Here is a 23,086-nt window from a genome sequence, read left to right on the forward strand (position 1 = left end):
GCCCACCCCCACGCACAAAAAACCCACCGCCTCGTACTCGCGTACGTGGTGGTGGGTGAGTGTGCCAGGTAGAAGATTCGAACTTCTGAAGGCAATGCCGGCGGATTTACAGTCCGCTCCCTTTGGCCGCTCGGGCAACCTGGCGTGCACCTTAAGTGCGTTGAATACTTTACAACACTACTGCCAGCCCTTTGCAAATCGGCTGGTCAGCAGGGCGAAAGGCGCTATCCTACGCGGTCGACGGTGTAGCGGGACAGCTGGCGCAGCGCGTCGTTGGCGGGCCCGGCCGGGAGCGTCTCGAGTTCGCGGTTGACGGCGGCGAGGTAGGCGTTGACGTCGTCAAGCGCTCGCTCCCGCCCGTTGGTCTGGCCGATCAACTGGAGCGCCCGCTGCACCTCCTCATCCGTCTGCAGCGGGCCCGTGAGCATCGCGCGCAGCTCGCGGCCCGCCTCCGAGTCCTCCTGCATGGCGTAGAGGACCGGGAGGGTGAACACGCCCTCGCGAAGGTCCGTGCCGGGGGTCTTGCCGGACTGCGCGGGGTCGGAGAAAATGTCGATGATGTCGTCCACGATCTGGAAGACCATGCCGACGGCGGCGCCGAGGCGCTGGCAGCTCGCCACCACTTCCTGGCTCGCGCCAGCGTGGGTGGCGCCCAGGTACGCGGCGGACGCGATGAGCACGCCCGTCTTGCCCTCGATCACCTTCATGTAATGCTCGACCGGGTCGTCGCCGCGCGCGCCGAGTGACTCCAGCATCTGCCCCGTGACCAGTTCCTGGAAGGTGTCGGCGAAGTGCGCGACCGTGGCGGTGTCGATCTCGCTCATGATGCGCGACGCGTGGGCGAACAGTACGTCGCCGGCCAGGATGGCCACGGTGTTGTCCCAGCGCGAGTTGGCCGAGTCGACGCCGCGGCGCCGCTCCGCCTCATCCATCACGTCGTCGTGGTAGAGGGTGGCCAGGTGGACCATCTCTGTAATGACGGCGGACTTCACCACGTTCTCCGACGCGGTGTCGGGCCCGAACTCGCTGCACAACAGCGCCATCAGCGGGCGGAAGCGCTTGCCCCCGGCCACGGCCAGGTGCGTGACCTTGTCCGTGATGAATTCCTCGCCCTGCGAGAGCCGCTCGAGCAGCACGCGTTCAACCTCGCCCATCCCCTGCGCAATGCGGGTGTTCAGGGCGTCGTCGCCGAGGTCCATGTCGTATCCATGGCGCGGCGACGGGTGGTTGATGTTGGCCATCGGTACCATCCTTGCAGGTTGGGCGAGACGGCCGCGGCGCCACCCGGTTCCCGGGCAGCGCTTTGCGGCGCACAATTATCGCACTCAACCGTAGTGCAAGCTGGCCACCGGGTGTACCAGCGGGGGCTGTCAACGCCTCTGGCACAATGTTGTCCGTGATGGATGTTGTTGATTGCGTTGTTGTTGGCGCTGGCCCCTCCGGCTCGATCGCGGCGATCGCCGCCCAGCGCGCGGGCCTGAGCACCCTGCTTCTCGACGCCCAACCGCACCGCCGCGACAAAACCTGCGGCGACGGCCTCACCCCGCGCGCCGTCCACACGCTGCGCACGCTCGGCCTCGAATCAGCACTCCCCGCCTACCGCAACCGCGGCCTTAAGCTCCACGGCTACGGCGGCAGCGTCACCGCGCCTTGGCCCGCCGGCCGCTACGGCACGCAAGGCTCCGCGAGCCCCCGCTCGCTTTTCGACGCCACCCTCGCCGACCAGGCCGCCGCCTCCGGAGCCACCGTCTGGCACGGCTGCGCGGCGACCGGGGCGGACTTCGACGCCCACGGCGCCATCACCGCCGTCCACACGGACCGCGGCCCGGTGCGCACCCGCTGGGTCATCGTTGCCGACGGGGTACGCTCCCCCTTTGGCAAGTCGCTCGGGCGGGCCTGGCACAAGGACCAGGTGTACGGGATTGCCGCGAGGTCCTACTGCACGACGTCGCTGAGCACCGAGCCCTGGATGCACTCGCACGTAGAGCTGCGCGACGACGCGGGCGAGATCCAGCCCGGCTACGGCTGGATCTTCCCGCTTGGCGACGGCACCGTGAACCTCGGCTGCGGCGCCCTGTCCACCCAGGCGCGCCCTGCGAAGGTGAACACGAAGAAGCTGCTCGCGCACTATGCCCGCCAGCAGCGCGACGACTGGGACCTGGGCGAGCCGCAACACGTGACCTCGGCGCTGCTGCCGATGGGCGGCGCGGTGTCCAACGTGGCGGGCCCGAACTGGGCGCTGATTGGCGACGCCGCCGCCTGCGTCAACCCCCTCAACGGCGAGGGCATCGACTACGGCATGGAAACGGCCGTAATGGCCGTAGAACTCCTCGGCGAGGGCAAGGACCTCACGCTCGCCTGGCCCTACGCGCTGCGCCGCGCCTACGGCGACGCGTTCGCGCTCGCGCGCACCGCGGCGCGCCTGCTGACCTACCCGCAGTTCCTTCCCGCCGCGGGCCCGCTCGCGCTGCGCGGATTGGGCGGGCGCTACCTCATGCCGGCGGCGGCGCGGCTGATGGGCAACCTGGTCACCGAGGAAGACACGGACCTCATCGCACGCGCGTGGCGCGCGGCCGGGCGACTCGCCCCGCGTGGTGAGGCGCTGTGGGACCCACGCTAACGCGTGTGCGGGGCTAGGCAGGCTTCGTCGCGCTGTGCAGCGCCACAATGCCCGCGCTTAAATCCTGCCAGCCTGCGTCCTGCCAGCCATTACGGTTGATCGCTGCGGCAAGTGCCTCCTGATCCGGCCAGGCGCGGATGGACTCTGCCAGGTACTCGTAGGCCTCCGCATTGGAGGAAAAGACCTTGGCCAAAAGCGGCAGCGCGACCGGCAGGTACTCCTTGTAGAAGGTACGGAAACCGGGCACGACAGGGGTGGAAAATTCGTTGACTACAAGGCGCCCGCCTGGCTTGGTCACGCGCGCCATCTCGCGCAAGCCTGCTTCGAAGTCGTAGACGTTGCGCAGGCCGTAGGAGATGGTGACGGCGTCGAAGGTGGCGTCGGCAAAAGGCAGGTGCATCGCATCGCCCACCGCCTTGGGCACGTCGCGATCGCGGCCCGCGGCGAGCATGCCTTGGGAGAAGTCACAGGCCACCACCCAGGCACCCGACTTGGCCAGCTCAACGGTAGAAACCGCGGTGCCGGCAGCGAGGTCAAGCACCGTCTCCCCCGGTTTGAGCTGGAGGCGCTTGCGCGTACGACGCCGCCAGTACTTATCCAGCCCAAAAGACAGGATGGTGTTGGTGAGGTCGTATTTTTCGCCCACGCCGTCAAACATGCCGGCGACGTCGAAGGGCTTTTTCTCCAGATCTGCCTTGGCCATAGGAATGCATTGTACGGCTCCACCCCACTTCAGTGGGTATTCGCCGGAACTCCTCTTGTAACTTCGATGCATCGAAGTTTATACTTCTATCCGCCAAGACACATCGAAAGAGAAAGACACACCATGATCCGACGGGCACTCGGCGTCTGCGCCGCCCTCCTCCTCGCATGCGGCGCGACAAGCTGCGCCAACGACCCTTCATCCGGCGATGAACCGGTCGTTTTGACCACTTTCACCGTCATCCAAGACATCGCCGCCAACGTCGCCGGCGAACACCTGCGGGTGGAGTCCATCACCAAACCTGGTGCCGAGATCCACGGGTACGAGCCCACCCCGGGTGACATCGCCAAGGCCTCCGAGGCGGATCTCATCCTGGACAACGGTCTCAACCTGGAGAACTGGTTCGCCCAGTTCGTGGCAGAGCTCGACGTCCCGCACACCGTGGTTTCCGAGGGCATCGAGCCGATCGACATCACCGAGGACGCCTACGCAGGCAAACCCAACCCGCACGCCTGGATGAGCCCGAAGAATGTGCAGACCTACGTGGACAACATCGTCGATGCCTTCAGCGAGCTCGACCCGGAGCACGCCGAGCAGTACGCGGAAAACGGGGAGAACTACAAGGCGCAGCTGCAGGAAGTCCAGGACGAGATGACGCGTGAACTTTCGGCACTCCCCGAGCAGCAGCGCGCGCTGGTGACCTGCGAGGGCGCGTTTTCCTACCTCGCCCGCGACGCCGGGCTGCAGGAGCAGTACATCTGGCCGGTCAACGCAGAAAACGAGGCGACCCCGCAGCAGATCGCCCGCACCATCGAGTTTGTCAAGCACAACGAGGTACCCGCCGTCTTCTGCGAGTCGACTGTCTCCAACGCGGCCATGCAGCAGGTTGTCGACGCCACGGGTTCCCAGCTCGGCGACACCCTCTACGTCGACTCCCTTTCACCCGAGGACGGCCCCGTGCCCACCTACCTGGACCTGATCAAGCACGACTCTTCCGCCATCATCGAGGGCCTTACGGGGCAGGCATCATGACGCCCGCGATCAGCGTCGAAGGCGTGACCGTACGCTACGGCGACGTCGAGGCCCTGCGCGAGGCCAGCGTCGCCATCGCCCCGGGCCGAGCCTGCGGGCTCATCGGAATGAACGGTTCGGGCAAATCCACCCTGTTCAAGGCGATCATGGGCCTGGTCAAGCCCGACGCGGGCACAGTGCAGATCAACGGCGCGGACCCCGCCGCCGCACGCAAGGCCCAGGTAGTCGCTTACGTCCCGCAAAGCGAAGAGGTGGATTGGCAGTTCCCGATCACCGTGCGCGAGGTCGTCATGACCGGCCGCTACGGCCACATGAGGTTGACGCGTCGCCCGCGCCGCCGCGACGAGGCCGCCGTCGATGCGGCCCTCGAGCGCACGCACCTGACCCGCTTCGCCGACCGCCAGATCGGCCAGCTTTCGGGTGGGCAGAAGAAGCGCGCTTTCGTCGCGCGCGGCATTGCGCAGGGCGCGAGCATTATGCTTCTCGACGAGCCGTTCGCGGGCGTCGATAAGCAATCCGAAGCGACGATCACCGCACTGCTGCGCGAACTCGTCGCCGAAGGCACCACGCTGTTTGTCTCCACGCACGACTTCGCCGCCCTGCCCGCACTCGCGGAGGAATCCGTTCTGCTGAACAAGCGCGTGCTCATGCACGCCCCCACCGAAGACGTGCTGCGGCCGGAAAACCTCGCCCTCGGCTTCGGCATGACCCCGACGCAAACGGAGGCACACGCATGATGTCACTCTTGTTGGATCCGCTGAACTACAGCTTCATGAGCCGGGCGCTGGCCACCGCGCTGACTGCTTCCATCGTCTGCGCGATGCTGTCCTGCTGGCTCGTGCTGGTGGGCTGGTCGCTGATGGGCGATGCGGTCTCCCACGCGGTCCTGCCCGGCGTGGTGCTCTCCTACATCGTGGGCGCGCCTTTCGCCGTCGGCGCCGTGCTCTTCGGCTTCCTCGCGGTCGCCCTGATCGGCCTGGTGCGCAACACCTCGCGGGTCAAAGAGGACGCCGCGATCGGCATCGTGTTTACCTCGCTCTTCTCCTTCGGGCTGGTGCTGATCTCGGTCACGCCCTCGCACACGGATCTAAACCACATCATCTTTGGCAACCTGCTGGGCGTGTCCCGCGCGGAGATGCTGCAAGTAATCGGTCTTGCCGTGCTCGTGTTTGGCGCGCTGCTCATCAAGCGGCGGGATCTGACGCTCTACGCCTTCGACCCCATCCACGCGCACGCGATCGGGCTCAGCCCGCGCGCGATCGGTGCCGGGTTGCTCGCCCTGCTCGCACTGACGACTGTGGTGGCGCTGCAGGTCGTGGGCGTAATCCTGGTTGTTGCCATGCTGATCATTCCCGGCGCGACGGCGTACCTGCTCACCGATTCCTTTGGGAAGATGCTGCTTATCGCACCTGCCATGGCCGCGGCCTGCGCGGTGGTGGGCCTGTACTGCAGCTACTACCTGGACACCGCCACGGGGGCGATGATGGTGCTCGCGCAGGCGTGCGTGTTTACGCTCGTGTATCTTTTTGGGCCGCGGGGGCTGGTGCGTGCCCGAGCGCGCTCACGTACACCGCGTCAGTCGCAGCACGCCCCAGCGGGATAATCACGCCGTCGGCCGCGTTTTGCACTTCCACGGCCCCGGAAAAGGGCGCGCCCTCGGCCACGTGGAGGTGCGAGCCGACGTTCAGGCCGTGGGCGTGCAGGAAGCGCAGCAGCTCCGGGTCATCGTCGGAAATTCGCTCGATGACTACGTCGCTGCCTGGTTCCACCGTGCTCAGGGTGACTGCGTCGGGGGCGTGTATCGAGCCATCGGCGGCGGGGATCGGGTCGCCGTGGGGGTCGCGCGTCGGGTGGTGCAGCAGCGCCGCCACCCGTTCCACTAAAAGGTCGGAGACGGCGTGCTCGAGCTGTTCGGCTTCATCGTGAACCTCGTCCCAGGAGTAGTCGAGCACTTGCACCAGGAAAGTCTCGATCAGGCGGTGGCGGCGCACCATCTGCACCGCGTGCGCCCGCCCCTGCTCCGTCAGTTGCACGGAGCCGTAACGCTTGTGCGAGACCAGCTCTTGGTCAGCCAGCTTGCGCACGGTGTCAGACACCGTCGACTGCTTCACACCCAGCGCCTTCGCGATCATCGAGGTGGTAGCGGGCCGGTCCGACCACTCTTCAAGCTCCCAGATCGCCTTGAGGTAATCCTGGGTGCTTGCAGACAGGTCCGAGACTGACATAGTGCGCCAGTCTACCCGGCCCTAAGCCCCGCGCGATTTCCGACGCCTCCCCGCCCACTTCGGCAGGGTGATATCGCGCCCGAAGAGATTGACCACGTTGCTTCGGTAGCCCGCGCGTGCCTCCTCGTAGTACTCGAGCAGCTGCTCGCACAGCGCGTCCCAGGTCTTGTCCGCCACCGATTCGCGCGCGTTGCGCTTGAGTTCGGGCAGGCGGGCGTCGTCGAGCAGGTAGCGGGCGGCGTCGGGAAGCTCCTCGCTCAACGTGTCCACCTCGAGCAGCAGGCCGTTTTCGCCGTCCTGGATCAAATCGATCGGCCCGCCGGCCTTCGGACCGATGGTGGGCACGCCCGAGGCCTGCGCTTCCTGGATGGCCTGGCAGAAGGTCTCGAACTCGCCGGTGTGCACGAACAGATCCAGTGAGGCGTACGCCCGGGCCAGCTGCTCACCGGACAGCGCGCCGGTGAAGACAGCCGAGGGCATGAGGTGCTCGAGCGCGTCGCGCTCCGGGCCGTCGCCCACGATGACGAGTTGGATGTCCGGGTCCTGCTCCAGCACCGCCAGGCGGCACACGCTCTTCTCGCTGGCCAGGCGACCGACAAAGCCGACGAGCTTCTTGCGGCCCGTGGGGTCCCACTGGTGCCGCAGCATGTCCGAGCGCTTGGTCGGATGGAACAGCTCGGCGTCCACGCCGCGGCCCCAACGCTTCACGTTCTTGATGCCGTGGGCCTCCAACTCGCGGATCGCCTCCGAAGACGGCGCGAGGTTGAGCTGGCATCGGTTGTGGATGTTGCGGGTCCAGTCCCAGGCCAGTGCCGCCACGGCGGAGAGTTGGTATTTGGTGGCAAAGCCCGCCACGTCGGTCTGGTACAGACCGACCGCGGGCACGCCCAGCTGCATCGCGGAAAACGCACCCGCCCCGCCGAGCACGAACGGGCTGGCCAGGTGAATGATGTCCGGCTCGAACTCCGCCAGCGCCGCGGTCACGGTGGTGGTGGGCACGCCGATGGGCAGCGAATCCACCAGCGGCACGCGCATCGTGGGTACGCGCACGATGGGAAAACCCAGGTAGTCCGCGACCTCTTCCTGGAAGTCGCGAGCACCCGGCGCGACGACGAGCGCCTCGTGGCCTTCCGCCTTCAGGTACTCCAAGACGCGGAGCACCGAGTTGGTGACTCCGTTGATGTTCGGGAGGAATGATTCCGCGACAATTCCGACTCGCATACTTTCGAACCTTCCCATGTGCATGCAAACGAGACTCTACGAGTGATCAAACTTTGTTCTAACTCAACGTGAACGTTTAGGCGCTGATCGACGCACCCACGTCCACGCCAGCGCGAACACACCGGTGGCCACGAGCGCCACCGAGCCCGCGGGGATGAGCGAGAGCACCCACCCGCGCCCCTCAACCTTCACCAGGTCCGGGTTGCTCTTGGCGTAGGTCACCCAGACCTGCTGCCCCTCCCCCAGCCCGGAGGGGTAGAGCAGCCCGCTCGGCGGCGAGAAGTGCCGCCCCTCCTCGTCTTGGTATTCCACGGAGGTGCGCACCGCGCTCACCCCGGTCACCGTGGCCATGCCGCGTCCGGGGTCGGCCATGATGCGGGCGTCGTTCATCGCTGCTCCCCCGACCATCGCCACCGCCCCCAGCAGCGCGGCCAGGTAGAGCGCCAGCAGCGCCTGTTGCCCGCGCCGCCACCAATTGATCACCGGGCGAGCCTCTGCGCCAGTGCCCGCCGGGTCGCCCGCGTCGTGTCGACCTCGATCACGGTGATCGGGTTTGGCTCCGCCTCGAGCCGGATCAGGGTCTGCAGGAGTTCCTGCAGGCTGCCGGCGTGCTCGTAGTCGGCGCCATATGCCTGGGCAAGCTTCTCGACGCCCACGTGATGCCCCGTCCCGAACACCCGCTCAAAGTCGCGCTCCACGCTCTCCGCCCCAGCCTCGAGCGTGTGGAAGATCCCGCCGCCGTCGTCGTTGGCCACCACGATGGTGAGGTTCCCGGGGCGCGGCTCGTCGGGGCCGATGAGCAGGCCGTTTACGTCGTGCAGGAAGGTTAGATCGCCCATGAGGGCGACGGTGCGAGGGGCCCGGATCTCGTCGGGGTGCAGGGCCTGCGTCGCCAGGGCCACGCCGACGGCCTGGGAGACGGTGCCGTCGATCCCCGCGGCCCCGCGCGCGGAGATGGTGGTCACGCCGTCGAAAGGCATGCCCACCATGCTCACGTCGCGCACCGGGTTGGAGGAGCCGACGACGAGCGTGTCGCCCACGCCGAGGGTGTCGCACACGGCGGCGGCGACGTGCATGCCGGTCAGCCCGAACTCGTCCTCGGTGAGTGCGTCGCGCACAGTCTGGGCGCCGACCTCGCCCGCGGCCTCGCAGATCTTGATCCAGGTGTCCGTGGACTGTCCGGTGGCGTTGACGCGGGAGCCGCGCCGGTCCGGGTGGCCGGTGAACGTGTCGGTGCGCGAGATGCCGATGACCTCGATGTCCGGGTCCGCCATGAGCGCCATGACGTCGCGGTGCAGGGTGGGGTGCCCCACCACGATGAGCTGGTCCGGCTTGGTTTCCGCGGAGAAGTCGCCGCCGTCGTGGGAGATGGCGACCTCGCTCTTGGCAAAGAAGCGCGCCGCCAGCGGGTGTACCTGGTGGAAGGGGGCGGGCGCGGTCGGCTCCGCGATGGTGGGCACGTGCTCGAGGCCGGGGACGTCCCAGGCCTCGTCGCCCGCGATGACGAGGGTGTTGCGGGTCAGGTCCACGTCCACGGCGCCGTGGTCCACCCAGGTCGGCGGCGTGCTCAGGCGGCCCGGGCCGACCCGGCGCGGCTCGCCCTCCGGCGCCGGGAGCGTGTCGGGCACGAGCGGGGTGTCCAGGGCGACATTGATGTGGACCTGGTCCGCCGCGAAGGACACGGCGGCGGCGTCCGCCTCCGTGGCCACCTGCTGGGTAGCGGCGTAGCGGCCGAAGATGCCGTCTTGCCAAATTGTTTGCGATGCCCCCGTGCCCACCAGCCGGGCCGGGCGGTCCGCACTCACGACGGCCAGCGGGGTGTGCGACATGTGCGCCTCCACCATCGCGGGCAGCGCGTTCGCCACCGCTGTGCCCGAGGTCATGACGACGCCCACGTGCCGGCGCTGCACGCGCGCGAGGCCGAGCGCGGTGAAGGCGGCCGAGCGCTCGTCGATACGCATGTGCACGCGGAGGTCCCTGCGGGCCATGAGCGCGTAGGCCAGGGGCGAATTGCGCGAACCCGGGCTCATGACCACGTCGGTGACGTTGTCAGCCAGGCGCTGGGCAATCACGCGGGCAACGGCAAGCGATTCAGGGAGCGTTTCCATGAGTGCCCAGTCTAGCGGTGGCTACTGGTTCTGAAGAATGTCGTCCGCGCCGCGGCGCAGCTCGTCTAGGAGGTCCTCGGCACCGGTGCGCACCTCGTCGGGGACCTGCACGTCGGGCGCCTCCGGCAGGTCGGGCAGCTCGGACTCTGTCGGCGCTGTCTGCGCTGTCGGCTCCGGCTCATGGGAATCCCTGTCGCGGTCGCCAAACAGCGACGGGCGCTTCGTGGTCGTCTCCGTCGACGTGACGGTCTCGGTCTGGGTGTTGGTCACGGTCACCGGCGGCTTCGAGGCCTCGGCGGACGCGCCGCGCCAAAGGAAGAAGAACACCACGCCCGCCGCCAGCGCGATGGCGAGCAGCACGCCCAGCACCATGGCGAGTGTGTTGGAGCGCTCCTCTGGCTCCTCGTAGTAGCGCGGCTCGGGCTCCGGCGGCGCCGGCTGGGTGTACTGCGGCTGCTCGTAACGGGGTTGCTCGTAGCGCGGGGGCTCCTGGTAGCGCGGGCGTTCCTGTTCAGCAGGGTCGGGGAAGTACTGCTTGGGGCGGGGACGGTGCGGTGGTTCCTCCGGAACGCCAAACTGGCGCGTCTGGTTATCCATGCGGATAGCCTAACGCGCCAGTGACAGCAGGGCGGTATCTAGAGCACTAACCCGAACACGGGGACGGCGAGGAAGTAGGTGGCCAGGGCGATAAGGACCAGCGCGATCGCGTTGAGCCAGATGCCGCCCTTGATCATCTCGCCCATGGTGACGTAGCCCGAGGAGTACGCGATGGCGTTCGGCGGGGTGGCCACCGGGAGCATGAACGCACAGGTGGCGGACAGCGCCACGGGGATGGCGAGGATGAGGACGTTCATCTCGCTGGCGTCGGTAAGCCCGATGCCCACTGCCACACCACCCATGATGGGCAGGAACGTCGCTGCTGTTGCGGTGTTGGAGGTCAGCTCCGTCAGACCGAGCACGAGGGCGGCGATGGCGAAGATGAGCAGGAAGACCGGCAGGACGGCCAGGCCCTTGGCGGCCTCGCCGATCCAGAGCGACAGGCCCGTGGCGGTGAACATTGCGGAGAGCGACAGCCCGCCGCCGAAGAGGAGGAGGACGTCCCACGGCATCTCGTTCGCCGTCTCCCAGTCAAGCAGGCGCTTGCCGTTTTTCTTGCCCGGGATGATGAACATGAGCAGGCCGGCGATGATGCCCACGATGGCGTCGTCGTACGGGAAGTCCCAGCCGAACTGCTTGATGCCCAGCGGGATGAAGATCCAGGCCAGCGCCGCGAGGAGGAAGATGATGCCCGCGGCAATCTGCGGGAAGGTCCACGGACCGAGCTTGCGGATCTCCGCCTCGATGAGCTCCTTGCCGCCCGGAATGTGGTCAATCTCCGGCTTGAACACGGTGATGAGCACCCACCAAGCGATGAAGGTGAACGCGATGGCCACCGGCATGCCAACCAGCATCCACTGACCGAAGCCGATGGTGATGCCGTGTGCCTCCTTCATGTAGCCCTGCAGCAGCGCGTTCGGCGGGGTGCCGATGAGCGTGCCGAGTGAGCCTATCGACGCCGAGTACGCGATCGCCAGCATCAGCGCGGTCCCGAACTTCTTCTGGTTCTGCATGCCGCCCACGGTGTCCGCGGTGAGCATGAGCACGGAGGTGCCGATGGGCAACATGACCACGGCGGTCGCGGTGTTGGAAACCCACATGGACATGAAGCCCGTGGCGATCATGAAGCCCAGGATGATGCGCTTCGGGCTCGTCCCCACCAGCTTGACCACTACGAGCGCGAGGCGCCGGTGCAGGTTCCAGCGCTGCAGGCCCAGCGCCATGAGGAAGCCGCCCATGAACAGGAAGATGGTGGCGGAGGCGTACGGGGAGGACACCTTGGAAAACTCGGCCACCCCCATGACGGGAAAGATGGCGATGGGCAGCAGCGCGGTCGCGGCCAACGGGATCGCCTCCGTCATCCACCACACCGCCATGAGCACCGTGGTGGCGGCGACGACGCGCATCGCCTGCGCGGTGTACTCCACGTCCGGCTTCGCGCCCGCGGATTGCGACACCGTGTCCGGGGCGCTCGCGGGGAAAATGAACCAGATGAGCGCCGCGAGTGCGACACCGAGGATCAGGCCGATCAGCTGGCGGCGCCACTCGCCTGGTTCTGGGGCTTTGGCGAGATCGCCATCCGACAGCGCGGATGAGTCATGCACAACGGGGGTAGACATTGCCCCACCTACTTTCCAACGTGTTCAGTACTGTTTCCACAGCATGATTGGTATTCTTTTTCACAATCACCTGTAAAAAAGTTTAGTGCACCGGGTGGAAAACCGGACATTCCGTTGGCCTTCCGTAGGGCCCTCCCGGGCACACTACCCCCGTATGTAGGGGAGGCAGTCGCGCACCCGTTGGAACCACCAGTTTTCGCGTTCGACGCCCGCACGCAGGCCGTGGAGCCGCTCCGGATCGGGCACGGTGCGGCTGATGCGGAGGCGGCCGCTGACAATCTTGCGAGGCGCCGCCACGTCCTCCGCGAACAGGTTTTGGGTGGCCAGGCCCGCCGCGCGTGAGCCCGTGAGCTGCGCGGCGACCAGCCCGGCGTCCATGCCCACCGCGGTGTCCAGCGCGCTGGCCACGGTCACGCCCAGGCCCAGCTCGCGCGAGATCCGCACCAGCGGGCGCACCCCGCCCAGCGGGGCGACCTTGCACACGGCGACGTCCGCCGCGCCCAGCTCGGCGACGCGGTAGGGGTCGCTCGCCTTGCGGATCGACTCGTCCGCGGCGATCGGAGAGGCGACGCGGCGGCGCACCTCCGCGAGCTCCTCGGCGGTGGCGCAGGGCTGCTCCACGTACTCGAGCTCGGCCACGCGCTCGAGCGCGTCGATCGCTTCGCAGGCCTCGTCGACGGTCCAGGCCCGGTTGGCGTCCACGCGCAGGCGCGCGTCGGGGCGGAGGGTGTGGACGCGGGCGAGGCGGGCGGTGTCGTCGGCAAGCGACTGCCCCTTCTCCGCGACCTTGACCTTGAACGTGTTGATCCCCTCCGGGTAGCGGGCGAGCACCGCTTCGACCTCATCGGCCGGCACGGCGGGAACGGTGCCGTTGACCTCGACCTCGCCCTCGGCTGCGGGGAGGCCCTCGAAGGCGGCTTCGATCCCGGCGCGCAGCCACGCTGCGGACTCTTCCTGCCCGTACTCGAGGAAGGGCGCGAACTCGCCCCAGCCAGCGGGCCCGTCAATGAGCAGGGCCTCGCGGGTGGTGATACCGCGGAATCGCACGGCCATGGGCAGCGTCACGACGTGCGCGCGCTGCAGGATCTCGTCGGCGGTGGGCAGCAAACTGTTTTCCCTTCCGTACATCGTCATGTTCTTGCTACTGTAATTTGCCTGCGGGAGTGCACGCGCAGGTAGGTAGGATGCAGTCCCATGAGTTACTCCACCTCCCAGCCGTTCGACCCCACCCAGTGGCGCAGCGTCGAGGGCTTCGACTTCACCGACATCACCTACCACCGCCACGTCGGCGAGTCCCGCGCCGACGGCATCGTGCGCATCGCGTTTGACCGCCCGGAGGTGCGCAACGCGTTCCGACCCCACACGGTTGACGAGCTCTACCAAGCACTCGACCACGCCCGCCGCTCACCTGACGTCGGTGTGGTGCTCTTGACCGGCAACGGCCCCTCCGAGAAAGACGGTGGCTGGGCGTTCTGCTCGGGCGGCGACCAGCGCATCCGCGGCCGCTCCGGATACCAGTACGCCGGCGGCGACACGGCCGAGACCATCGACACCGCGCGAGTGAAGGCAGAGGGCGGGCGCCTACACATCCTGGAGGTCCAGCGCCTGATCCGCACGATGCCCAAGGTGGTCATCGCGGTGGTGGGCGGCTGGGCGGCCGGCGGCGGGCACTCGCTGCACGTGGTCTGCGACCTCACCATCGCCTCGCGCGAGGAGGCCCGCTTCAAGCAGACGGATGCCGACGTCGGCTCCTTCGACGCCGGCTACGGGTCTGCGTATTTGTCCAAGATGGTGGGGCAGAAGTTCGCCCGCGAAATCTTCTTCCTGGGCCGCACCTATTCCGCTGAGGACATGCAGCGCATGGGCGCGGTGAACATCGTCGCTTCGCATGAATCCCTGGAAGATGAGGCGATCCAGGCCGCGCGCGAGATCAACGGCAAGTCCCCCACCGCGCAGCGCATGCTCAAATTCGCGTTCAACCTTACCGATGACGGTCTGATGGGCCAGCAGGTCTTCGCCGGCGAGGCGACTCGCCTGGCGTACATGACCGACGAGGCCGTCGAGGGCCGCGACTCGTTTTTGGAGAAGCGCGACCCGCGCTGGGACGAGTTCCCGTTCTACTACTAGGGGCGCTTTGCTGCTCGTTGCTGGCTAGACGGCGCTGCCGCCCCAGATGACGAGATGAGGATGACGAGGACGCGGAGAAAAATCAACGAGTTCGTCGCCCCCTTCTCGTCATCCAGCCGAGTCACGCCGAGCGGGACCCGCCAACGCCCTCCCCGCCGCAGCCCACGCCCCCGTCGCCAGCAGCACCCCACCGCCCAGCGCCACCGCCGCGCGCAGCGGGGTCGTCGCGGTCTCCGCCCAGGCCGGCACGGCGAGCACCCACAGCCAGCTGCCCGCCAGCACGTCGCCGCCAATGGTCACGGACAACACGGTCCACACCAGCGTCGCCGCGAGCGTCCACGCGACGCCGAACCGCACAGTAATATACAGCGCGGTCAGCGCGAGCGTACTCGTCGTGAGCAGTGCGATAGCGCTTCCAACCACACCAAAACCGCTGGTCAGTTCCCCGAACACCACCACGAGCGCGACCACGCCGCACGTCCACGACCGCAGCGCGGTGCCGACGTCCGGGTGCTCGACTCGCATGAGCTGCCACGCGGGCCGCAGCCTCGGCCACACCAGGGTGGGCAGCACCCCCGCGCCGACCGGCAGAATGAGGTAGGTCTCCAGCGCGCGCCGCACATCGATGGGGTATCGCATCGCCACCAGCATCACCAGCGCGGTGAGCAGGAGCAGCACGCTTAGCGACGCCACCCGCCCCGCCCCGTACACACCCCGGAGCGCTGCAACGAATCCCACCCGCGCCGGGCGTGGCACCGCAGCCCCCGCCGGGCGCGGTGCGGCCACGACGTGTGCGGTCGTGCGACGCCGGCGCTCCCGGCGCGGCTCCGTCCACACCGCGCACGCCGCACCGAAGGCGGCAAGCAGGAGGCACAGCGCGAGTGGCGCCCAGGGCGACTGCCGGTCCAGGGCCGATCCGGGTTCCAACGGCAGCAGGTTGAATTGCAGCCCCATGAGCGGAAGCTCGAGACGCAGCGGCCAGGCGGCGGGGTTGGCCCACCACCAGACGCGGTCGCAGAAGTAGCCGAGCTCGACCTGGTACGCCATCGCCGCCACCAATGTGGGTAGCATCCCGACCCGACGCACCAGCGCGGCGGCCACGCCCGCCACACCGCACATGCCGATCCAGGCGGCAGCGCCGACAGCGATCACCGCCCCCGCGCCAGAAAGCCCGACGGCGGAGGCCACCAGCCAGTTCACCCCGAAGTCCGCGACGCAGAACACACCGAGTGCGGCCCACACCACGGCGAGGCGGGCAGCGCGCACGCGGCGGGGGTCCACCGGCCGCCAGTCGGTCCCGCCCGAACGTGACGAACGCTCGCGGGTCTCCGCCACGCCGGCGAACAGGGCCGCAATGGGTGCTGCGAGGGCGGTGACGAGGATCCCCTGCCAGTTCATCAGGTCGCGTGCCGTCTCTACCCGGCCGACGAGCGAGAACGCCGCGAACACGCAGCCGAGCAGCAGGCCCGCCCCGGCGAGCCACCACAAGGTCGAGCCGCGCGAGCGGATCCATTCAGCGTGCAGGTAATTCACTGCGCTCCCCCGTTCCCGCCGGTGGTGAGCCGGAAGAAGGACTCCTCCAGGTTCGGCCCCAGCTGCGCGAGCTGGCCGGCAAAGCGCACGCTACCGCCGGCGATGACGGTGGCGTCGTCAGCTATGTGCACGACCTCGCCGAGTTGGTGGGAGCTGACCAGCACGGTGCGCCCCGCGGCGGCGTATTCGCGCAGGTAGGCGCGCAGGTGGGCGATGCCCTCGGGGTCAAGTCCGTTCTGGGGTTCGTCGAGAATGAGCACCTCTGGCTCGCCGAGCAGGGCCTGCGCGAGCGCCAACCGGCCCTTCATGCCGGTGGAAAACGCGCCCGCTTTCTTCTTGCCCGCGTCCTGGAGCCCCACGAGTTGGAGGACACGATCCGCCTCCGAATCTGGCAGGCCAAGCAGCGTGGTGTGCACGCGCAGGTTGTTGCGGGCGCTTAGGTGGCTATAGAAGGCGGGGTCGTTGATAGAGGCGCCTACGTGGCGCAGATTCGCCCGCGCAAAGGGCTGACCCATGAGCGTGACCTCGCCGGCCTCTGGAACAAGGAGCCCGAGCAGGACCTTCATGAGTGTGGACTTGCCAGCCCCGTTGGGCCCGAGCAGCGCGTGGACGCGGCCGGGGGTGGTGTGCAGGGAGACGTCGGTGAGCACGCGGTGAGCGCCGTAGGACACGGTCACGCTCTCGCAGGCCAGCTGTGGTGAAGTCATACCCCAATCCTCGCCACCAGCCCGGCGCGCCACATCGCCCCGCGGGCGGAACTGCGCTCCTCCCGTGGGAGGAGATGCCCGGTTACTAGGTGATCCCGGCGCGCTGCGCGATGAGTACAAGCGCGATCCGGTCACGCGCGTCCAGTTTGGAAAGCAGGCTGGACACGTGTGTCTTCACGGTGGTCTCCGCGATGTACAACTGCTGCGCGATCTCAGCGTTGGTCGCTCCACGCCCAATCTCGGCGAGGACTTCGATCTCGCGGGCGGTGAGCCCATCGAGCAACGACCGAACCGGCGGCTCGCCTTTCCCTTCACGAGCCCACTGCATCACTCGCCCCGTTACTCCGCTGGCCAGGACGGACTCGCCACGCGCGACGGTACGTACCGCGTCTGCTAGTACGTCCGGGTCCGCGTCTTTGAGCATAAAGCCGTGGACACCGGCGGCGATGGCGGACTGAATCAGCGCGTCGTCGTCAAACGTGGTCAGCATCATCACGCGCGTGCCTAAAGGCAGGATTGCAGAGGCAGCCGCGATCCCGTCGAGCACCGGCATGCGGATATCCATCACCGCCACGTCGATGCGGTGCGCACGCGCCTGCTCCACCGCTTGGGCCCCGTCCTTTGCTGTGGCAACCACCTCCAAATCCGGCTGCGTGGACAGGATGGTGGACAGGGCGGAAAGGAGGAGCGGTTGATCGTCGGCAAGCAAAATGCGAATCATAGGCCCAGCTCCGCGCGCACGATAAAGGTGTCCCCGCGCTGCTCGGTCGACAGCGTGCCGCCCGCGCTGGCGGCGCGCTCGCGACAGCCCTCCAGTCCGGTGCCCGCGCCGGGGCGGGGGCGGATCGGCCCGGTCGACGCGACGGTCACGGCGAGCCGGTCTGCCGCCTCCACCCGCACGCGCACGTCCGGGTCCTCCTGGTGGCGCGCGGCGTTGGCCACGGCCTCGGCGACGATGCGGTGGGCGGCCAGGCTGCTCACGGCGGGCACCTGCGGCAGCGCGCCGCCCTCGTAGCTGACGCGCACCCCCGCGTCCCGGAAGCGTTGCACCAGCTCAGGCAGCTCCTCCACACCGGCGGTTGGCTCCACTCCGCTGCCACCGTCGTGAAGGCTGCGCACGAGCCGGCGGATGTCCGTGAGCGCCTCGCCTGCCTCCGCGCTGATCTGTTTCAGCGCCTCACGCTCGTTCCCGGCCGCGAGCCCTGCGTTCGCCTGCACCCGTATCAGCGTGAGCGTGTGCCCGAGGAGGTCGTGGATGTCTCCGGCGATGGCCAGTCGCTCCTGCTCGCGCGCCACGCGCAGCCGCTCGCGCCTTCCTGCCTCCTCCCGCGCCAGGTTCGCGCCCAGCAGGTACGCCACGGCAAGCACCGCCCAGTGCGCCGCGAGCGCGAGTACCGCGTCCACCCCTGAGCGGTAGAACAGAACGAAGCGCTCGTCCCACGCCCACATAAACGGCGAGGCCAGCGCCCACACCATCGCCGCGGCAAGCACACCCGCGCCGAAGCGCCCGCCCGCGAACCTGCGCGACACAAACACCGCAACGGGCACTGCCAGCACCCAGAGGGTGTAGCCCAGGTTGACCGGCGCAAGGATCCACACCGCAGACCAGGCCGCGTTCAGGGCAATCATGCCTATCGACGCCCACCGCACCCGCCCCGTGACCATCCCGAACGCCGCGACGAACCCCCAGGACAGCAGGGCCTGCACCCACCCGAACGCGTCACTCGGCTCCGCGAACGCGCTGGCCGTGTACACCAGCGCCAGCACCGCGGCGAGGCTGGCGAGGACCAGGTCGACCGTACGCATCCTCACCGCCTACAGCCCCCGGACGAACTCGGCGAAGCCCGGCGCGGTGAACTCCAGGTAGCCGTGGCTGGAGGTGTCGATGAGCCCCTTGTCCAGCAGGGATCGCCGCGCCATGCTCAGGTCGTTGGAGTCGCGTCCCATGGCCTCGGCGATGGCGCTGCGCTTCACCGGGGCGTCGCCCTCGGGCTCGCCCGCTGCCGCCATCGCGCGCAGCATCCGCGCCTCCGCGGGCGTGGCTTTCTTCCACCGGGCGCGGAAGAAGGTCTGGCGCATCTGGTTGAAGCCCTCCCCGGCGGCCTCAACCTGCGGCACCTCCAGCACCGTGCCCGGTCCCGGGAAGCCGGCGGCGCGCCACGTCTCGTCGCCGATCACCTGCATGAAGTAGGGGTAGCCGCCCGCGAACCCGAGCGCGGCCTCGAGCGCGTCGTCGGACCAGCGCACCCCCTTCGCTGCGGCGAGGCTGCGCAGCGCGTCCGCGGCCTGCGGGCGGGTGAGGTTGTGCAGGTGCTGGTAGGCGAAGCGCTCGGCGAAGCTCACCGCGTCCGTGACCACGTCCTGAGTGTGGCTGAGTCCCGCGGTGTAGGCGGCCATGGGCAGGTCGCGCTGCTCGGACTGCATGTGCTGCCAGGCGTAGGCGAGCGCTTTGATGCCGTCGGCGTCGGCGCTCTGGATCTCGTCGATAAACAGGACGAGTCCCCGCGAGCGTTCCCGCGCCGCGCGCCCCGCTGCGGCGAGCAGCCGTTGGAGCCGGCGGCCCTGACTGCCCGCTTCTGTCCCCTTGCGTGGTGCCGCCCCGCTCACCGAGACGCCGGCGACCTCAACTTTTGCGGTTGAGATGAGGGAGCGAAGGGCGTCGACAAGCGAGCCCTGCCAGGTGCTGGAGACCTCTTCGAGTGCTTCGACGAGCGAGGCGAGCAGCGACCCGTCGCCCGCGGTGACCCATACGGTGTCGAAGCCCTTCGTCGCGGCGTCGGTTTGCGCGGCGCGCAGCAGGCTCGTTTTGCCCACGCCGCGCGGGCCGGCGAAGACCTGGATGCGGCCGACGAAGCGGGGCTCGACGATGATGAAGGCGAGGTCGCGGCGGATGTCCTCGAGGATCTGCTCGCGGCCGAAGACTTCCGGCGCGATCTCGCCTGGGGTGTATGGGCTAGGCTGCATGCCCCCTTTATACCTGTTTATGAATCGCCGAATCATAAAGACTCATACGGCTTGCTAGGCTAGCTCCGTGAACAACCGCCTAGAGATCCTCCCCGTCGACCCCGCGAACCCGCTGGCCATCATGCCCGCGCTCGAGGAGGCACTCACCGGCCAACGCGCCCTCCTGCCGGTGCCCACCAACGACCCCACCCGCGCCAACCTGCTGCGCAATACGCAGGGCGTCGGGCAGCTTATCGACGCCAACGTCGCCCTCGTCGTCGCCACCTCCGGCTCCACGGGCCGCCCCAAGGGCGCGATGCTCACCGCCGCCAACCTCATCTCCAGCGCGGACGCGACCCACCAGGCGCTCGGCGGCCAGGGCCAGTGGCTGCTCGCCATGCCCGCCGCCTACATCGCCGGCATCCAGGTGCTGGTGCGCAGCATGGTCGCCGGCGTCGAGCCCGCCGCCCTGGACCTCTCCCACGGCTTCAGTATCAACGAGTTCGCCGCGCGCGCCGAGGAGCTCGCGGCCACCGGCGAGCGCTGCTACACCGCGCTCTCGCCCCATCAGCTGGCCAAAGCCACCTCGAGCCTGCAGGGCATCGATGCTTTACGACGCTTCACCGCCATCCTCGTCGGCGGCGCCGCCACCAACCCCCGCCTCCTCGACTCCGCGAAGAAACTCCGTATCAACGTGGTCACCACCTACGGCTCCTCGGAAACCTCGGGCGGCTGCGTCTACGACGGCGTGCCCATCGCCGGCGCGCGCGTGCGCCTCGACGGCGGCCGCATCATCCTCGGTGGCCCCATGGTGGCCGAAGGCTATCGCGGTGACGTGCAGCCCGACCCGTTCACCACCGACGAGGACGGCCAGCACTGGTTCACCACCTCCGACGCCGGCCACATCAACGACGGCATGCTCACCGTCGAGGGCCGCCTGGACAACGTGATCTCCTCCGGCGGCTTCAAGCTGCAGCCGGAAGTGCTCGAGCACTTCCTGCTCGCCCAGCCCGGCGTGACCTCCGCCTGCGTTGTCGGCGTTGCCGACGAGCGCTTCGGCCAGCGCATCTGCGCCGCCTACACCGGCTCCGCCACGGTGGCCGAGCTGATGGACGCGCTCCAAGACCTGCCCCGCTGGCAGATCCCGAAGGAGTTGCGCCCCGTCCCTTCCCTCCCCCAGCTCGGCCCGGGCAAGGTCGACCGCGTGGCGGTGGCGGAGATGTTTGGTGGGTAGGTCGGTATATGACTGTGGTCAGAGCAGCAACCCTCTCAGCCCACAAAGCACACCGTTGTAATTTGTGTAACAATGCGGTGGTGTGAGGCTAGAGAAGCACCGCTCGAAGAAACTGTCCACGAATCCGAAGTACGCGACCTCCCCCTCATCCACCCACTACCGCACCACTGCCCCGTCCCAATTCAACCTGTCCCAGTTCCGGAACAAGCAGCGCATCCCCATGACTCGGTTGGTTTAGCGAGCTGGCTCGTTGAGGGACAGCGTGGCGTCGATAAGCATGCCCAGATCGCGCTGCTCATAGGTGGCGCGCAGCTGGGCGTCGTTGCCGCCGCGGAGGTTTCCGCGCACGAGCGCCACGCTTTGCGACGCCGGCACCATCGAAAATTCACGCGGATGCGGGAACACCTGGCGCACAAAATGCCCGGCGCGCAGCGCGCAGCGGTTGAGCCAGATGTCGTCGGCGTGCGGCGCGCAGTTCTGGAACGCCTTGCCCTGCGCCGCGACTGCGTCCACCATCGCCGCCGGGTACGCCACGCCGGACACGCCGGTGGCGAAGTGGCGCGGGTCCGGGTCCGTGTCCTGCACGGACTTCCACTGCTTGTAGGGGGCGAGCTTGCCGTCCTGCAGCATGATCTCGTGCGCGCGGTACGCGACGACGTTTTGCGGGGACGCGTCCGCCGCGTTGAGCAGCTTTTCGACGAACCACTTCGGGTACATCATGTCGTCGTCAACCGTGATCACGCGGGTGCCAGTGCCCGCGAATTTTTGGAACGTGCCGTAGTACTTCGTGTGCGGGCCGTAGTGTCCGTCGGAGCAGCAGACCTGCAGCCCGCGGTCCACCAGGGTACGCAACCCGGTCGGCCACTCCCCCTCGTAATCCTCCTTGTCCAACCACAGGTAGACGGGGAGGCGCTTTGTGCCGACGAGCAGGGATGAGATTGCCACGACTGCGGCCTTAAGACGCGGGCCGTGCGAAGTCAGCGAGATGACCGTGTCCCCTTCTTCGGGGAAGCTCGCCGGCGTCGTCCGGGCCACGACCCTCAGACGGGGCGCGCGCAAAAGCGCACCGACCGCGCCAAAGGCTTGCCGTACCGCGTAGTCAATCCACATGTGCCAAAACTTTAGCCGACGAGACCAAATCGGGGCATGATGGAAGCCATGACTGACTCGACCGGCAACGGAACTGGCACTGAACACACAGCCAATTCAGCAAACAAGCAGGGTGGCACCGCCACATTCAAGGATTGGTGGGCAGCCGCCCGCCCCCACACCTGGCCGAACGCCTTCGCCCCAGTGATCGCCGGCACCGGCCTGGCTGCACACATTGGTGGCATGCACCTTGGCAAGGCGCTGCTCGCACTCGGCGTTGCGTGGGCACTGATTATCGGCGTGAATTTCGCCAACGACTACTCCGACGGTGTGCGCGGCACTGACGACGAACGGACAGGCCCTAGCCGCATCACCGCGTCCGGGCTGGCGCGGCCGCAGGATGTAAAGCTCGCAGCATTCGCGTCCTTCTTCGTCGCTGCCGTTCTTGGCATGATCCTGGCGGTCATGAGTGCGTGGTGGCTCATCCTGGTCGGTGCGGCTTGCATCGCGGCAGCGTGGTTTTACACCGGCGGGACGAAGCCGTACGGCTACTACGGATTCGGCGAGCTGGCCGTGTTCATCTTCTTCGGGCTGGTCGCTGTGCTAGGTACGCAGTACACACAGTCAGGATGGCTGACTGCCGAGGGGTGGTTGGTGGCCATCGGCGTGGGCGCGATTTCCGCGTCCGTGAACCTGGCAAACAATATCCGCGATATTGACACCGACGCCGCGGCCGGCAAACACACCCTTGCTGTGCGCATCGGCGAGGTGAGGGCCCGTCGCCTGTTTACTGTGCTGACGTTGACGCCATTTGTCGTCTCCCTGCTGCTTGGAAACTCGCTCACACTCGTCGGTTTCGCTGCTTTGCCGTTTTCCGTTTCCTCCATTCTGAAAGTGCAGCGCGACCAGGCAAAGGGCAAAGACCTCATCCCTGTGCTGGGTATCAATGGTCGGGCCATGCTGATCTGGTCCGTGCTCACCGCCGTTGCGTTTACTGCCCTCGGGTTCCCAATTTGGGGTGGAGGTGAAGCGGTACCGTACATGGCAGTGCAGTAGTCGCCTGCTGAGTGAGCTGCGCAGCATTTGCCAGTTCCATGTCTCGACCTGCCCCGAAACTCCTTGCTTTACAGGGAGGCCGGGGCGGTTTTTCATATCTGCGCCATTGCGTGCTGCGCCCTGGTGGCGCTGAATCGGGTGCGGATCTGCCGTTCGCGGACGGGGTGGGCGCGGTTGTAGGCGGCGTAGCGGGAACCGTCAGCAAAACGGTAGTGGATATGCCCGTTGCGTTCCCAGATCTTCGCAGAGCCATGGCGGACAAGGGAGTGGCA

23 protein-coding genes and 1 tRNA gene are annotated in these 23,086 nt (G+C 67.7%); 8 read left to right on the forward strand and 16 right to left on the reverse strand.

The annotated features are described in order from the left end of the window. Nucleotides 1-62: 62 nt before the first annotated feature. Both FPP74_RS07325 and FPP74_RS07330 read right to left on the reverse strand, forming a co-directional pair. Nucleotides 63-144, reverse strand: a tRNA-Tyr gene (locus FPP74_RS07325). Between the two features lie 80 nt (nucleotides 145-224). Next, nucleotides 225-1,241, reverse strand: coding sequence for a polyprenyl synthetase family protein (locus tag FPP74_RS07330; protein WP_144717748.1), 1,017 nt, complete (start codon nucleotides 1,239-1,241; stop codon nucleotides 225-227). Between the two features lie 158 nt (nucleotides 1,242-1,399). Here FPP74_RS07330 and FPP74_RS07335 point away from each other — a divergent pair, with 158 nt between their 5' ends. Further along, nucleotides 1,400-2,620 (forward strand): geranylgeranyl reductase family protein, encoded by a 1,221-nt coding sequence (locus FPP74_RS07335; protein WP_369825018.1) that lies wholly within the window; start codon nucleotides 1,400-1,402, stop codon nucleotides 2,618-2,620. Between the two features lie 13 nt (nucleotides 2,621-2,633). On the opposite strand, the gene FPP74_RS07340 is transcribed toward FPP74_RS07335, so the two are convergent. Then, nucleotides 2,634-3,323 carry a demethylmenaquinone methyltransferase gene (locus FPP74_RS07340; protein ID WP_144717751.1) on the reverse strand — a complete coding sequence of 230 codons (690 nt, stop codon included), beginning with the start codon at nucleotides 3,321-3,323 and terminating at the stop codon, nucleotides 2,634-2,636. 123 nt (nucleotides 3,324-3,446) lie between these two features. On the opposite strand from FPP74_RS07340, the gene FPP74_RS07345 reads away from it, so the two are divergent. From FPP74_RS07345 to FPP74_RS07355, 3 genes are read left to right on the forward strand one after another with little or no spacing between them, the layout of a single operon-like run. Continuing rightward, the gene (locus tag FPP74_RS07345) at nucleotides 3,447-4,355 is read left to right on the forward strand and encodes a metal ABC transporter substrate-binding protein (protein WP_144717752.1); all 909 of its coding nucleotides are present in this window, start codon (nucleotides 3,447-3,449) and stop codon (nucleotides 4,353-4,355) included. Beyond that, nucleotides 4,352-5,092 (forward strand): metal ABC transporter ATP-binding protein, encoded by a 741-nt coding sequence (locus tag FPP74_RS07350; RefSeq protein ID WP_095275097.1) that lies wholly within the window; start codon nucleotides 4,352-4,354, stop codon nucleotides 5,090-5,092. The genes FPP74_RS07345 and FPP74_RS07350 overlap by 4 nt, the downstream gene beginning before the upstream one ends. Further along, nucleotides 5,089-5,958 carry a metal ABC transporter permease gene (locus tag FPP74_RS07355; protein WP_369825013.1) on the forward strand — a complete coding sequence of 290 codons (870 nt, stop codon included), beginning with the start codon at nucleotides 5,089-5,091 and terminating at the stop codon, nucleotides 5,956-5,958. Before FPP74_RS07350 ends, FPP74_RS07355 begins: the two co-directional genes overlap by 4 nt. On the opposite strand, the gene FPP74_RS07360 is transcribed toward FPP74_RS07355, so the two are convergent. From FPP74_RS07360 to FPP74_RS07390, 7 genes are all read right to left on the reverse strand, one after another. After that, nucleotides 5,864-6,580 (reverse strand): metal-dependent transcriptional regulator, encoded by a 717-nt coding sequence (locus FPP74_RS07360; protein ID WP_095553349.1) that lies wholly within the window; start codon nucleotides 6,578-6,580, stop codon nucleotides 5,864-5,866. The two genes, FPP74_RS07355 and FPP74_RS07360, sit on opposite strands and share 95 nt — an antisense overlap. 21 nt (nucleotides 6,581-6,601) lie before the next feature. Further along, complete coding sequence (locus tag FPP74_RS07365) at nucleotides 6,602-7,801, reverse strand: glycosyltransferase family 1 protein (RefSeq protein ID WP_144717754.1); 1,200 nt, start codon at nucleotides 7,799-7,801, stop codon at nucleotides 6,602-6,604. Between the two features lie 63 nt (nucleotides 7,802-7,864). Next, nucleotides 7,865-8,281: a DUF3592 domain-containing protein gene (locus FPP74_RS07370; RefSeq protein ID WP_370511796.1), complete on the reverse strand. Its 417-nt coding sequence runs from the start codon at nucleotides 8,279-8,281 to the stop codon at nucleotides 7,865-7,867. After that, a complete protein-coding gene (gene menD, locus FPP74_RS07375; protein ID WP_144717758.1) occupies nucleotides 8,281-9,909 on the reverse strand; it encodes a 2-succinyl-5-enolpyruvyl-6-hydroxy-3-cyclohexene-1-carboxylic-acid synthase in 1,629 nt (542 codons plus the stop codon). The genes FPP74_RS07370 and menD overlap by 1 nt, the downstream gene beginning before the upstream one ends. Nucleotides 9,910-9,930: 21 nt before the next feature. Continuing rightward, entirely contained in the window at nucleotides 9,931-10,506 is a 576-nt protein-coding gene (locus FPP74_RS07380; protein WP_095535257.1) for a hypothetical protein, read from the reverse strand. Between the two features lie 38 nt (nucleotides 10,507-10,544). After that, nucleotides 10,545-12,125 (reverse strand): DASS family sodium-coupled anion symporter, encoded by a 1,581-nt coding sequence (locus tag FPP74_RS07385; protein WP_095537587.1) that lies wholly within the window; start codon nucleotides 12,123-12,125, stop codon nucleotides 10,545-10,547. A 144-nt stretch (nucleotides 12,126-12,269) separates the two neighbouring features. Continuing rightward, nucleotides 12,270-13,259, reverse strand: a complete 990-nt coding sequence (locus tag FPP74_RS07390) for an o-succinylbenzoate synthase (RefSeq protein WP_255456096.1) — start codon at nucleotides 13,257-13,259, stop codon at nucleotides 12,270-12,272. A gap of 60 nt (nucleotides 13,260-13,319) precedes the next feature. On the opposite strand from FPP74_RS07390, the gene FPP74_RS07395 reads away from it, so the two are divergent. Next, a complete protein-coding gene (locus tag FPP74_RS07395) occupies nucleotides 13,320-14,252 on the forward strand; it encodes a 1,4-dihydroxy-2-naphthoyl-CoA synthase (protein ID WP_144717760.1) in 933 nt (310 codons plus the stop codon). 108 nt (nucleotides 14,253-14,360) lie between these two features. Here FPP74_RS07395 and FPP74_RS07400 read toward each other — a convergent pair whose 3' ends face one another. The 5 genes from FPP74_RS07400 to FPP74_RS07420 form a co-directional block, all read right to left on the reverse strand. Then, nucleotides 14,361-15,785 (reverse strand): hypothetical protein, encoded by a 1,425-nt coding sequence (locus tag FPP74_RS07400; RefSeq protein WP_144717762.1) that lies wholly within the window; start codon nucleotides 15,783-15,785, stop codon nucleotides 14,361-14,363. After that, nucleotides 15,782-16,492 (reverse strand): ATP-binding cassette domain-containing protein, encoded by a 711-nt coding sequence (locus tag FPP74_RS07405; protein ID WP_144717764.1) that lies wholly within the window; start codon nucleotides 16,490-16,492, stop codon nucleotides 15,782-15,784. Before FPP74_RS07405 ends, FPP74_RS07400 begins: the two co-directional genes overlap by 4 nt. 85 nt (nucleotides 16,493-16,577) lie before the next feature. Next, on the reverse strand, nucleotides 16,578-17,213 hold the full coding sequence (locus FPP74_RS07410; RefSeq protein WP_144717766.1) for a response regulator transcription factor: 636 nt from the start codon (nucleotides 17,211-17,213) through the stop codon (nucleotides 16,578-16,580). Beyond that, nucleotides 17,210-18,298, reverse strand: coding sequence for a sensor histidine kinase (locus tag FPP74_RS07415; RefSeq protein WP_144717768.1), 1,089 nt, complete (start codon nucleotides 18,296-18,298; stop codon nucleotides 17,210-17,212). Before FPP74_RS07415 ends, FPP74_RS07410 begins: the two co-directional genes overlap by 4 nt. A 9-nt stretch (nucleotides 18,299-18,307) precedes the next feature. Further along, on the reverse strand, nucleotides 18,308-19,456 hold the full coding sequence (locus FPP74_RS07420; protein ID WP_158522208.1) for an ATP-binding protein: 1,149 nt from the start codon (nucleotides 19,454-19,456) through the stop codon (nucleotides 18,308-18,310). A gap of 67 nt (nucleotides 19,457-19,523) precedes the next feature. On the opposite strand from FPP74_RS07420, the gene menE reads away from it, so the two are divergent. Next, nucleotides 19,524-20,669 carry an o-succinylbenzoate--CoA ligase gene (gene menE / locus FPP74_RS07425; protein WP_144717770.1) on the forward strand — a complete coding sequence of 382 codons (1,146 nt, stop codon included), beginning with the start codon at nucleotides 19,524-19,526 and terminating at the stop codon, nucleotides 20,667-20,669. Between the two features lie 82 nt (nucleotides 20,670-20,751). Then, nucleotides 20,752-20,907, forward strand: a complete 156-nt coding sequence (locus tag FPP74_RS12240; RefSeq protein WP_186439408.1) for a hypothetical protein — start codon at nucleotides 20,752-20,754, stop codon at nucleotides 20,905-20,907. Here the strand turns inward: FPP74_RS12240 and FPP74_RS07430 are convergent. Beyond that, entirely contained in the window at nucleotides 20,904-21,779 is an 876-nt protein-coding gene (locus FPP74_RS07430) for a glycosyltransferase (RefSeq protein ID WP_095275112.1), read from the reverse strand. The two genes, FPP74_RS12240 and FPP74_RS07430, sit on opposite strands and share 4 nt — an antisense overlap. Before the next feature lie 39 nt (nucleotides 21,780-21,818). On the opposite strand from FPP74_RS07430, the gene FPP74_RS07435 reads away from it, so the two are divergent. Then, nucleotides 21,819-22,814, forward strand: a complete 996-nt coding sequence (locus tag FPP74_RS07435; RefSeq protein WP_370511797.1) for a 1,4-dihydroxy-2-naphthoate polyprenyltransferase — start codon at nucleotides 21,819-21,821, stop codon at nucleotides 22,812-22,814. The last annotated feature ends 272 nt before the right edge of the window (nucleotides 22,815-23,086 follow it).

Origin of the sequence: Corynebacterium sp. NML180780 (assembly GCF_007786415.1) — a bacterium.
Lineage (GTDB): Bacteria > Actinomycetota > Actinomycetes > Mycobacteriales > Mycobacteriaceae > Corynebacterium > Corynebacterium gottingense.

Bases quoted from the DNA above. Each gene is read 5' to 3' on its own strand.
- FPP74_RS07330 (WP_144717748.1), bottom strand. From the start codon at position 1,241: ATGGCCAACATCAACCACCCGTCGCCGCGCCATGGATACGACATGGAC.
- FPP74_RS07335 (WP_369825018.1), top strand. From the start codon at position 1,400: ATGGATGTTGTTGATTGCGTTGTTGTTGGCGCTGGCCCCTCCGGCTCG.
- FPP74_RS07340 (WP_144717751.1), bottom strand. From the start codon at position 3,323: ATGGCCAAGGCAGATCTGGAGAAAAAGCCCTTCGACGTCGCCGGCATG.
- FPP74_RS07345 (WP_144717752.1), top strand. From the start codon at position 3,447: ATGATCCGACGGGCACTCGGCGTCTGCGCCGCCCTCCTCCTCGCATGC.
- FPP74_RS07350 (WP_095275097.1), top strand. From the start codon at position 4,352: ATGACGCCCGCGATCAGCGTCGAAGGCGTGACCGTACGCTACGGCGAC.
- FPP74_RS07355 (WP_369825013.1), top strand. From the start codon at position 5,089: ATGATGTCACTCTTGTTGGATCCGCTGAACTACAGCTTCATGAGCCGG.
- FPP74_RS07360 (WP_095553349.1), bottom strand. From the start codon at position 6,580: ATGTCAGTCTCGGACCTGTCTGCAAGCACCCAGGATTACCTCAAGGCG.
- FPP74_RS07365 (WP_144717754.1), bottom strand. From the start codon at position 7,801: ATGCGAGTCGGAATTGTCGCGGAATCATTCCTCCCGAACATCAACGGA.
- menD (WP_144717758.1), bottom strand. From the start codon at position 9,909: ATGGAAACGCTCCCTGAATCGCTTGCCGTTGCCCGCGTGATTGCCCAG.
- FPP74_RS07380 (WP_095535257.1), bottom strand. From the start codon at position 10,506: ATGGATAACCAGACGCGCCAGTTTGGCGTTCCGGAGGAACCACCGCAC.
- FPP74_RS07385 (WP_095537587.1), bottom strand. From the start codon at position 12,125: ATGTCTACCCCCGTTGTGCATGACTCATCCGCGCTGTCGGATGGCGAT.
- FPP74_RS07390 (WP_255456096.1), bottom strand. From the start codon at position 13,259: ATGACGATGTACGGAAGGGAAAACAGTTTGCTGCCCACCGCCGACGAG.
- FPP74_RS07395 (WP_144717760.1), top strand. From the start codon at position 13,320: ATGAGTTACTCCACCTCCCAGCCGTTCGACCCCACCCAGTGGCGCAGC.
- FPP74_RS07405 (WP_144717764.1), bottom strand. From the start codon at position 16,492: ATGACTTCACCACAGCTGGCCTGCGAGAGCGTGACCGTGTCCTACGGC.
- FPP74_RS07410 (WP_144717766.1), bottom strand. From the start codon at position 17,213: ATGATTCGCATTTTGCTTGCCGACGATCAACCGCTCCTCCTTTCCGCC.
- FPP74_RS07415 (WP_144717768.1), bottom strand. From the start codon at position 18,298: ATGCGTACGGTCGACCTGGTCCTCGCCAGCCTCGCCGCGGTGCTGGCG.
- FPP74_RS07420 (WP_158522208.1), bottom strand. From the start codon at position 19,456: ATGCAGCCTAGCCCATACACCCCAGGCGAGATCGCGCCGGAAGTCTTC.
- FPP74_RS07430 (WP_095275112.1), bottom strand. From the start codon at position 21,779: ATGTGGATTGACTACGCGGTACGGCAAGCCTTTGGCGCGGTCGGTGCG.
- FPP74_RS07435 (WP_370511797.1), top strand. From the start codon at position 21,819: ATGGAAGCCATGACTGACTCGACCGGCAACGGAACTGGCACTGAACAC.